General features: G+C 69.9%; 9 protein-coding genes. All 9 read right to left on the bottom strand.

The window, feature by feature from the left end; genetic code table 11:
* Window positions 1–181: hypothetical protein (locus tag EV278_RS22950; protein ID WP_132096408.1), on the bottom strand; the 181-nt coding region annotated here is incomplete at its 3' end.
* An 85-nt stretch (window positions 182–266) separates the two neighbouring features.
* On the bottom strand, window positions 267–1,784 hold the full coding sequence (locus EV278_RS22945; protein ID WP_132096406.1) for an aldehyde dehydrogenase family protein: 1,518 nt from the start codon (window positions 1,782–1,784) through the stop codon (window positions 267–269).
* Window positions 1,785–1,916: 132 nt separating this feature from the next.
* On the bottom strand, window positions 1,917–2,891 hold the full coding sequence (locus tag EV278_RS22940) for a GAF domain-containing protein (protein WP_132096404.1): 975 nt from the start codon (window positions 2,889–2,891) through the stop codon (window positions 1,917–1,919).
* Window positions 2,892–3,107: 216 nt separating this feature from the next.
* Window positions 3,108–3,752 (bottom strand): OmpW family outer membrane protein, encoded by a 645-nt coding sequence (locus EV278_RS22935; RefSeq protein ID WP_132096402.1) that lies wholly within the window; start codon window positions 3,750–3,752, stop codon window positions 3,108–3,110.
* Window positions 3,753–3,857: 105 nt separating this feature from the next.
* Entirely contained in the window at window positions 3,858–5,240 is a 1,383-nt protein-coding gene (hemN, locus tag EV278_RS22930) for an oxygen-independent coproporphyrinogen III oxidase (protein ID WP_132096400.1), read from the bottom strand.
* A gap of 59 nt (window positions 5,241–5,299) precedes the next feature.
* The gene (gene ccoS, locus EV278_RS22925; protein WP_132096398.1) at window positions 5,300–5,461 is read right to left on the bottom strand and encodes a cbb3-type cytochrome oxidase assembly protein CcoS; all 162 of its coding nucleotides are present in this window, start codon (window positions 5,459–5,461) and stop codon (window positions 5,300–5,302) included.
* The gene (locus EV278_RS22920) at window positions 5,458–7,623 is read right to left on the bottom strand and encodes a heavy metal translocating P-type ATPase (protein WP_132096396.1); all 2,166 of its coding nucleotides are present in this window, start codon (window positions 7,621–7,623) and stop codon (window positions 5,458–5,460) included. The genes ccoS and EV278_RS22920 overlap by 4 nt, the downstream gene beginning before the upstream one ends.
* The gene (locus tag EV278_RS22915) at window positions 7,620–8,162 is read right to left on the bottom strand and encodes a FixH family protein (RefSeq protein ID WP_132096394.1); all 543 of its coding nucleotides are present in this window, start codon (window positions 8,160–8,162) and stop codon (window positions 7,620–7,622) included. The genes EV278_RS22920 and EV278_RS22915 overlap by 4 nt, the downstream gene beginning before the upstream one ends.
* The gene (ccoG, locus tag EV278_RS22910) at window positions 8,159–9,676 is read right to left on the bottom strand and encodes a cytochrome c oxidase accessory protein CcoG (protein WP_132096392.1); all 1,518 of its coding nucleotides are present in this window, start codon (window positions 9,674–9,676) and stop codon (window positions 8,159–8,161) included. The genes EV278_RS22915 and ccoG overlap by 4 nt, the downstream gene beginning before the upstream one ends.
* Window positions 9,677–9,678: the final 2 nt, after the last annotated feature.

Here is a 9,678-nt window from a genome sequence, read left to right as displayed (position 1 = left end):
AGTAGCCCTCCGGATCGGCCTCCACCCGCGCCAGCGCCGCCTCATAGCCCGCCGCGTCGATATGGGCCTTGCCCGCCCAGTCGTCGGGAACCGGATATTCCGGCGACGGAACGGGCGCCGGGCTTCCTTCACGCTCGGCCGCGCGCCAGGGCGAACAGGCGGCTTCCATGGTCTTGGCCATCAAAGGTATCCCTGCTTGGTGATGACGTCGTGGGGCGTCGATCGCGCCGACGCCCCGTGACCCAGCGCCCGTGAGTAGAAGGGCGTTAGAAGAAGCCCAGCTTGTCGGGGCTGTAGCTGACCAGCAGGTTCTTGGTCTGCTGGTAGTGGTCCAGCATCATCCGGTGGTTCTCGCGCCCGATGCCCGACTTCTTGTAACCGCCGAACGCGGCGTGGGCCGGATAGTGGTGATAGCAGTTGGTCCAGACCCGACCGGCCTGAATGGCGCGGCCCGCCCGATAGGCGGTGTTCATGTCGCGCGACCACACCCCGGCGCCCAGGCCGTACTCGGTGTCGTTGGCGATGGCGACGGCCTCCTCCAGGGTCTTGAAGGTGGTGACCGCCAGCACCGGACCGAAGATCTCCTCCTGGAAGATCCGCATGTCGTTCGTTCCCTTGAACACTGTCGGCTTGACGTAGTAGCCGCCGGCCAGGTCGTCCTCGAGCACCGCCTGGTCGCCGCCGGTCAGCACCTGCGCGCCCTCGTCCTTGCCCAGCTGGAGATAGCCCAGGATCTTCTTTAGTTGCTGACTGGAGGCCTGGGCGCCGACCTGGGTGCCGGGATCCAGCGGATCGCCTTGCCGGATCGCTTCGACCCGCGCGATCGCCTTCTCGATGAAGGCCTCATAGATGTCCTCGTGGATCAGGGCTCGGCTGGGGCAGGTGCAGACCTCGCCCTGGTTCAGGGCGAACATCGCAAAGCCCTCCAGCGCCTTGTCCAGGAAGGCGTCGTCGGCGTCCATCACGTCCCTGAAGAAGATGTTCGGCGACTTGCCGCCCAGCTCCAGCGTGACGGGGATGAGGTTGCGGGTCGCGTATTCCATGATCTTCTGGCCGACGGCGGTCGAGCCGGTGAAGGCGATCTTGGCGATGCGCGGATTGGTGGCCAGCGGTTCGCCGACCTCGACGCCGGTCCCCGAGACGATGTTCAGCACGCCCGGCGGCAGCAGGTCCTGGATCAGTTCGACCACCACCAGGATCGAGGCCGGCGTCTGTTCCGCCGGCTTGAGCACGATGCAGTTGCCCGCCGCCAGGGCCGGGGCGATCTTCCAGGCGGCCATCAGGATCGGGAAGTTCCACGGGATGATCTGACCGACCACGCCGAGCGGCTCGTGGAAGTGGTAGGCGACCGTGTCGTGGTCGAGCTCGGAGATGCCGCCTTCCTGGGCGCGAATGCAGCCGGCGAAATAACGGAAATGGTCGATGGCCAGCGGGATGTCGGCGGCCAGGGTCTCGCGCACCGGCTTGCCGTTGTCCCAGGTCTCGGCCTCGGCGACGGCCTTGAGGCTGGCCTCAATCCGGTCGGCGATCCGGTTCAGGATCACGGCCCGTTCGGTCACGCTGGTCTTGCCCCACGCGTCCTTGGCGGCGTGGGCCGCGTCGAGCGCCAGCTCGACGTCGGCCGCGTCCGATCGCGCCACTTCGCAAAGGACCTGGCCGTTCACCGGGGAGGTGTTCTCGAAATAGCGGCCGTTGACCGGCGCGACCCACTGGCCGCCGATGAAGTTGTCATAGCGCGGCTTGAACTGAGGGGTCACGGCGCGAACGAATTGCGGCTTAGTCATCAAAGCCTCCTGGTTTCCTCGGGCGTCGGTTGTCGACGTCTTTGGAAGCCAGGCTCGGCCCGTCAGGATGGAAACGCCAGACCGCCGCGCGATGCTGCGGCGCAAACCTGTCGCAGGATTGCGACAGTCGCCTCAGTGCGGTTCGCTAGCCAGGCCGAGCCGATGAAGCTTGCGATGCAAGGTCGCCCGGCTGATCCCCAGCGCGCGCGCCGCCGCCGAGACGTTGCCGCCGCTCAGGGCCAGGGCGCGGCGCACCGCCCCCCGCTCGGCCTCCAGGAGATCGGCGTCGACCGAACCGGGGCTCAGCACTTCCGAGGCCGCCAGTTGGCCGGCGATCCGCTCGTCGGTGATCGCCAGCGCCAGGCGCGCGGCTCGGGTGGCCCCGATGACGAGGTCGTCCCGATCGACGGCCAGCAGCGCGGCGGCGTTGCGCTCGGCCGCGTCTCCGGCCAGCACGATCCGCGCCGTGGCGAAGGCCTGGCGAAAAGACTGGGCCTCGATGGCGCGCGCCGCGTCCGCCACCGCGGCGGCGATCAGGCCCAGCATGCCGACGGTGGCGTCGGCCCGGCAGGATGAGACGTCCAGCAGGCCCGCCAGCCGCCCCCGCGGATCATGGATCGGGTGGCTGATGCAGCTGAGCGCGGTGTTGCGGGTGTGGAAATGCTGTCCGCCGTGGATGGTGAGGGGACGATGCTCGACCAGGGCCGTGCCGATGCCGTTGGTGCCCTCGACCGCTTCGGACCAGATCGCGCCGGGCCAGAGGCCCCAACGACGAAAAAGCGCGTCATCGGCCGCCGCGCCCCGACGCTCGACGGGCACGCCGTCGGCATTGGTCAGCAGCACGCAACATCCCGCGTCGCCTATGGCGAGAAACAGTCGATCGAGCACGCCTTGCGCGGCCCGCGTCATCGGCTCCATGGCCTGGCGCGCCTGATGCAATTGCGTCTCGGTCAGGGTCTGGGGGCCGCCGGCGTCCTCGGGATCGAGCCCATGCAGCGACATCGATCGCCGCCAGGACGCGGCCAGGGCCGAGTTCGCCGGACTGGCGGCGTCGTCCAGCGCCTGTTTGATCCGGCTTCCGTGCCCCCCTCTGGATCTGTCGTCCATGTTGGCGCTCTCCCCGCCGCTTTCGGTCCATGGTCGCGCCTGGCGCGGTCAAACGTCAATGTGACCTTCTGTCAGAAAGGCGCGCGTCGTGAACCGACCGCGGCCCCTCGCCCAAAAGCCTCTGCACAGCGCTCTGGCGCGCCCGATCTGCGAGACCAGGCGCGCGTGGGCTTCGCCAAGACAAAGTCCGGATGGACAACAGCTCGTGCGACGCGCCTAGAACCTGCGGCTGACGCCGACCGACGCGACGATCGGGTCAAGGTTGACCTTGGCCTTCAGCGCGCCGCCGTTGATCTTGGCGTCGGTGTCGAACCACACCTTCTTGACGTCGGCGTTCAGCGACCAGGGTCCCTTGACCGCCACGTCGACCCCCGCCTGCAGCGCGTAGCCGAAGCCGTCGTCGACCTTCACCTTGAAGCCGTTCTTGTCCTTGCCGCCGTAGAACAGCATGTAGTTGATCCCGGCCCCGACATAGGGGCTGACCCTGGCGGCCGGCAGCGGGTGATACTGCAGGGTCACGACCGGCGGCAGCACCCAGGTCTTGTGGGTCAGGACGTCCGTGCCCGGGCCCTGCGCACGGATGCTATGCTGGGTGGTCCCCAGGATCGCCTCGACCGCGACCTTGTCGCTCAGGAAGTAGGTGAAGCCCAGGGTCGGCATCACGTCGTCGCCCACATGGGCCTTCAGGCCGGTGGCCGCCCCGGCGCTGGTCAGGATCGCCGCGTCCTTGTCGGGCGCCACCTCGGTCAGGCGAAGATGGACGATCAGGTCGCCCTTCGCCTTGGGCTGGAAGTCCTCGGCGTGGGCCACGCCCGTCGACAGCCCGGCGGCGGCCGCCGCCACAAACAGGAGCTTTTTCACAGTCTATCCCCATTTATCGCAACTCACCATCAGCAGAGGTTGCGTGGGCTTGTTCTAGCGGATGCGCCGATCCTTAAACTTGACCTGTATCATAAATCCGAAAATCTAGACCGCGCGGGAAAATCTCTGCTGAACATTCGAGTGGCGATCGAACACCTGGGCCACGACCCGCACGAACGGCCGTCCCAGGGCCGTCACGACAACCCGACCGCCATCGACCCCGACCAGGCCGTCCGCCTGCAAGGCCGCCAGCCTTCGCAGGTCGGCGGCGAAGGCGGAGCGGTCCTGACCATGCCGCGCCGCGACGGCGTCCAGTTCGACGGAACCGTCGCACATCAGCCGCTCGATCACCTCGCCGCGCAGGCGGTCCTCATCGGTCAGAACCAGGCCGCGAGCAACCGGCAGCCGGCCCGCGTCCAGGTCGGCGCGCCAGGCCAGTTCGCCGACGTGGTTCTGCACGAAGCCCTGCGGCAGGCGGCCGATCGACGAGGCGCCCAGCCCGATCAAGGTCGGATAGGGGTCGCTGGTGTAGCCCTGGAAATTGCGCCGCAACGCGCCCTGGCAGAGCGGATCGCTCGGCAGGGCGAAGTGGTCCAGGCCGACCGCCACGTAGCCGGCGGCCAGCAGGCGTTCGGCGGCCGCCAGGCTCTGCTCCAGGCGCTCCTCCGCGCCGGCCAGCGCGCTGGCGTCGATCAGTTTCTGATGGGTCCTGGCCCACGGCACATGGGCGTAGCCGAACAGGGCGATGCGCTCCGGGCGCAGGGTAAGCACCTTGTCGAGGGTGGCGACGACATCGGCCTGGCGCTGGCGCGGCAGGCCGTACATCAGGTCGAGATTCACCGAGGCGACGCCCGCCTGGCGCAGCCAGCCGACCGCGCGCTCGACCACCTCGAACGGTTCGACCCGGTTGACGGCCTGCTGGACATGCGGCGCCAGGTCCTGGACGCCGAGGCTGGCCCGGGTCAGGCCATGGAAGGCCGCGGCCTTCACCCAGCTTTCGGTCAGGACGCCCGGATCGAGCTCGGCGGAGATCTCCACGCCTGGCCGGAACGGGAAGACGTGGCGCAGGGCGGCGAACAATCGCACCAGGTCGTCGCGCGACAGCATGTTGGGCGTGCCGCCGCCCAGGTGCACGGCGCCGGCCCGCATTCGGCCTGGCAGGCGCCGCTCGACCAGGATCAGCTCCTCGATCAGCCCCTGGACATAGTCGGAGATCAGCTCGGGCTTGCGCACCACCCGCGTGTTGCAGCCGCAGTACCAGCACAGGCGCGCGCAGAACGGCACGTGGACATAGAGCGAGACCGGATCGGCCGGGTCCAGGGCCGACAGCCAATCGCCATAGACCTGGGCGTCCACCGCCGGTCCAAAGTCCAGGGCGGTGGGGTAGCTCGTATAGCGCGGGGCGCGCTGGTCGTAGCGCTCAAGCAGCCGCAGGCGCTGCGAGGCGATCGGGTCGGGGTGGCGCTCACACGGCGTCGAGGGGGTCATGGCGAGTCTCCGGTCGCCAGGACTAGACCCGTCGCCCGGCCGCTTCGCCGTGATCTGGATCAATCGGGCGGCGGCCTGTCGTCGAGGTGGTCGTAGAGCACGCGGGCCGCGTCGCCGTTGGGGTCGTCGTACTGCCCCGCCCGCATGGTCCACAGGAAGGCCGCCAGGCCCAGGGCGCCCAGTCCGATCGAGCACGGCGCCAGGAACAGGATGATGTTCATCGCCGCCATCCCGGACGCAGGGCGTTGAGCAGCACGACCATCGAGGAGCCCGACATCGCCAGGGCCGCGATGAACGGGTTGACCAGGCCGGCCATGGCGGCGGGCATAGCCAGCAGGTTGTAGGCGGCGGAGAAGGCGAAGTTCTGCAAGGCGCGCGCCCGGGCCGAGCGGGCCACGCCGATCGCCGTGGCGACCGCCGCCAGCCCCTCCCCGGTGAACACCAGGTCGGCGGCGTTCTGGGCTGCGTCGACAGCCGCGCCCGGCGCCATCGAAGCCTGGGCGCGGGCCAGGGCGGCGGCGTCGTTGAGGCCGTCGCCGACCATCAAGACCTTGCGATTTCGCGCCTTGAGCGTGTCGATCGCCTCCACCTTGTCGAACGGCGTCAGACCAGCGCGCCAGTCGACGACACCCAACGCCGCGGCGATCCTCGAAACCGGCCCGGCCAGGTCGCCCGACAGGATTTCGACCGTCAGCCCCAGGGCGCGCAGGTCGGCGACGGCCTGGACGGCGTCGGCGCGCGGCGCGTCCTCGAAGGTAAAGCGGATCTTCAGGTCGCCCTCGAAGCCGAACCACAGCTCCGTCTCCGCGCCCTGGGCCTGCTCGACGCCGACGAACGCGGCCCGCCCCAGACGCGCGCGCCGGCCCTGGATGAGCCCTTCGACGCCCTGCCCCGCCGTCTCCACGCAGGCCTGCGCCACCAGGCCGAGGCCCGCCTCGCGCGCCAGGGCCAGGGCCAGGGGATGGCGCGAGGCGCGGGCCAGCGGCGCGGCCAGGGCGACCAGATGGGCCGGCGCGTCGACCAGGCGCGGGCGCCCCTCGGTCAGGACCCCGGTCTTGTCGAGCACCACGTGGTCGACCTCGGCCAGGCGTTCGAGCGCCGCGCCGGACTTGACCAGCACCCCCTTGCGAAAGAGCCGCGCGCTGGCGGCGATCTGCACCGCCGGCGCGGCCAGGCCCAGGGCGCAGGGACAGGTGACGATCAAGACCGCCGCGGCCCTCAGCAGGGCCTCGCGCGGGCCAAGGCCCAGCGCCCACGCGCCGACGAAGGTCAGGGCCGCGGCGGCGTGGACGATCGGCACATAGAGCGCCGCGGCCTTGTCGGCCAGGCGCACATAGGCCGATCGGCTCTGGGCTCCGGCCTCCATCAGGCGCGCGATCGCCGCCAGGGTGGAGTCCTCGCTGCGCGCGCTGGCGACCATCACCAGCCGCCCGGTCAGGTTCAGGGCGCCGGCGTGCAGCCGCGCCCCTGGGCCCACGGCCGTCAGGGCCGTCTCGCCGGTGATCAAGGCGTTGTCGATGTCCGACACGCCCGCCTCGACCTGGCCGTCGACGGGGATTCTCTGGCCGGGCGGCACAGCCAGGCGGTCGCCCACCCTCACCTGGGCCACGGGCACGCCCGACTCCACGCCGTGATGCAGGCGCAAGGCCACGGGCGCCTGCAAGGCCAGCAGGTCGCGCGCGGCCGAGCGAGCGCTGGCCCGCAGGCGGTGATCCAGGTAGCGACCGATCAGCAGCAGGAAGAGCAAGGTCACAGCCGCGTCGAAATAGGCGTGGCGGCCATGCAGCAGGGTCTCGGAGAAGCTGACGGCCAGGGTGAGGATGACGCCGATCGAGATCGGCACGTCCATATTGGCCTTGCCCCGCCACAGCGAAGTCCAGGCCGAGCGGAAGAACGGCCGTCCGGCGAACAGGGCGCAGGGCGTGGCGACGATAGCCGCCATCCAATACATCAGCGTCAGGGTCGAAGCGTTCAGCTCCTGGCCAAACAGCCCCGCCCAGGCCGGGACCGTGAACATCATCACATTGCCGGCGCCAAAGCCCGCCACGCCCAGGGCCACCGCGAGCTCTCGCCCCTCCTGGTCCTGGGCCGCGACGGCCTGGGCCGGATCGAAGAGGCTCGCCCTGTATCCCAAGGCCTCGACCGTCTCCATGATCACGTCCGGCCGGGCGTCGGGGCCCGTCAGGTCGACCGCCAGCTTGCCGGTGGTCAGGTTCAGGCGCGCGCCCGCCACGCCTGGCAGGGCGTCCACGGCCGCCTCGATCTTGCGGATGCAGGCCGCGCACCGCGCGCCGGCGACCAGCAGCTCCAGACGCCCGCCGCCCTCGCCGTCGCGGCGGACAAAGGCCTCAAGGTCTGGGCCGCGCGCCAGGACCGGGCTCACCGGCCCGCTCCGGCCGGCGCCACCAGCCGGGTCTCCAGCTCGAAAACGTTCCGATCGTCGCGGGCCGTGGCGCGCAGGTCCCAAGCCCCGTCCAGGCGGGCCCGGGCCCGGTATCGCCCGTCGCCCAGGGACTCGAAGGCCAGGGTCTGGCGGCCGCTTTCGGTGGCCGGGCGATCGAGCGTCCCGGTCAGGGACAAACGGTCGAGGGGACGGCCGGCGCGATCGACCAGGCGGACCACGACGGCGTCGCCGACGCTCGCATCGACGGCGGCCGACCAGCCCAGAGTCGCCTCGCGCTCGCGCTGGGCGAGGGTCCTGTTGAACGCCAGACCCGCCTCGTATGGATTGGAGGCCACCTGGCCAGAGAAGGTGGCGTAGGCCTTGACCATGAAGAAGGCGTCGACGCCGGTCACCACGGCGAAGAACGCCACCACCATGGCGAGCACGTGCCAGCCGGTCAGGACGGTCTTGCCCGAGACGGTGGCCGGCGCGGCGGCGTCCGGCGCGACCGTAGCGGATGAGGGGGCGGCGAGCGTCATTGCGGGTTCTCTGCTCCAGAGAGGAAGACGGTCTTGGCCTCGGCGCGCGCGGCGCCGGAGGCGATGACGAACCGTACGGGCGTGCTGGCCGCCAGGGCCGCGTCGGCCGGCGCGGTGACGAAGACCCGCACGGACACGACCTGATCGGCCGGCGCCAGCACCACGCCGGGATCAGCCGCGCCGCCGGGCCGGCCGAGGCGCACGCCGGCCACCCCGTCGAAGGCGATGACGAAACGCTGGTCGAAGAAGGTGCGGTTGCTGATCTTCAGCGTGTAGCCGTCACGGACAGCTCCGTCGTGCATGCGCACGAAGATCGGATTGCGATCGCGGATGACGTGGAGATCGACCTTGGGCCGGGCCAGCAGCCCCCACAGCGTCAGGCCGCTGACCAGGACGAGGGCCAGGGCGTAGTAGAGCGTTCGCGCGCGCACCGGCTTGTAGACCGCTGCCTGGCCGCGGGCCCGGCGGGCCACCGCCGCGTCGGTGTCATAGGCGATCAGGCCGATCGGACGGCCGAGCTTGCCGAGGATCTCGTCGCAAGCGTCCACGCACAGACCGCAATTGATGCATTCCAGCTGGCTGCCGTCGCGGATGTCGATCCCCATCGGACAGACGACCACGCACTGCTTGCAGTCGATGCAGTCCCCCCGTCCGGCCCAGTCCCGGTTCTTCTTGTGGGCGCCGCGCGGTTCGCCGCGATCGCGCAGATAGGTCACCTGCAGTGAGTGCTCGTCGAGCATGGCCCCCTGGATGCGCGGCCAGGGGCACATGTAGGTGCAGACCTGCTCGCGCATCCAGCCGGCGAAGCCGTAGGTGGTGGCGGTCAGCAGGGCGCAGGAGACGTAGGCCGTCAGGGGGGCCTGGCCCGTCCAGAACGTGCGGATCAGGGTCGGGGCGTCATGGAAATAGAAGATCCAGGCCCCGCCTGTGCCGAAGGCGATAGCCAGCCAGGTCAGGTGCTTGCCGCTCTTGCGCCAGGCTTTGTCGAGCGACAGCGGCTGGCCGTCCAGGCGCATGCGGGCGTTGCGATCGCCCTCGAACAGGCGCTCGACGACGATGTAGAGATCGGTCCAGACGGTCTGGGGACAGGTGTAGCCGCACCATAGCCGTCCAAACAGCGCCGTCACCAGGAACAGGGCCAGCGCGCCCATGATCATCAGGCCGGTGAAGATATAGACTTCCTGCGGCCACAGCTGGATGTCGAAGAAGTAGAAGCGGCGGCCGGTGAAATCGACCAGCACCGCCTGCCGAGGCAGGTCGCCGGGCCGGGCCCAGCGGATCCAGGGGGTGACGTAGTAGATCGCCAGGGTGGCGATCAGCAGCGCCCATTTGATGGTCCGCCACCGACCATGGACCAGCTTGGGATAGATCGGCTCGCGCGGCTTGTAGAGTCCGCCCCTGGCGTCGCCCCGCCCCTTGGCGCGCGCGGCGGCCGAGACCGCCGCGCGCGCTTGCGCCTTGCCCTTCGAATTGGGCGGCATGGGGGGACGGGTGTTGTCGATCAGGGTGGGCATGA

Source organism: Caulobacter sp. BK020 (assembly GCF_004342605.1).
Lineage (GTDB): Bacteria > Pseudomonadota > Alphaproteobacteria > Caulobacterales > Caulobacteraceae > Caulobacter.
This window is presented reverse-complemented; position numbering and strand designations above follow the sequence as displayed.

What these genes read in the sequence shown, in the direction of transcription:
- EV278_RS22945 (WP_132096406.1), bottom strand. Translation starts at nt 1,784, where the DNA reads ATGACTAAGCCGCAATTCGTTCGCGCCGTGACCCCTCAGTTCAAGCCG.
- EV278_RS22940 (WP_132096404.1), bottom strand. Translation starts at nt 2,891, where the DNA reads ATGGACGACAGATCCAGAGGGGGGCACGGAAGCCGGATCAAACAGGCG.
- hemN (WP_132096400.1), bottom strand. Translation starts at nt 5,240, where the DNA reads ATGACCCCCTCGACGCCGTGTGAGCGCCACCCCGACCCGATCGCCTCG.
- ccoS (WP_132096398.1), bottom strand. Translation starts at nt 5,461, where the DNA reads ATGAACATCATCCTGTTCCTGGCGCCGTGCTCGATCGGACTGGGCGCC.
- EV278_RS22915 (WP_132096394.1), bottom strand. Translation starts at nt 8,162, where the DNA reads ATGACGCTCGCCGCCCCCTCATCCGCTACGGTCGCGCCGGACGCCGCC.
- ccoG (WP_132096392.1), bottom strand. Translation starts at nt 9,676, where the DNA reads ATGCCCACCCTGATCGACAACACCCGTCCCCCCATGCCGCCCAATTCG.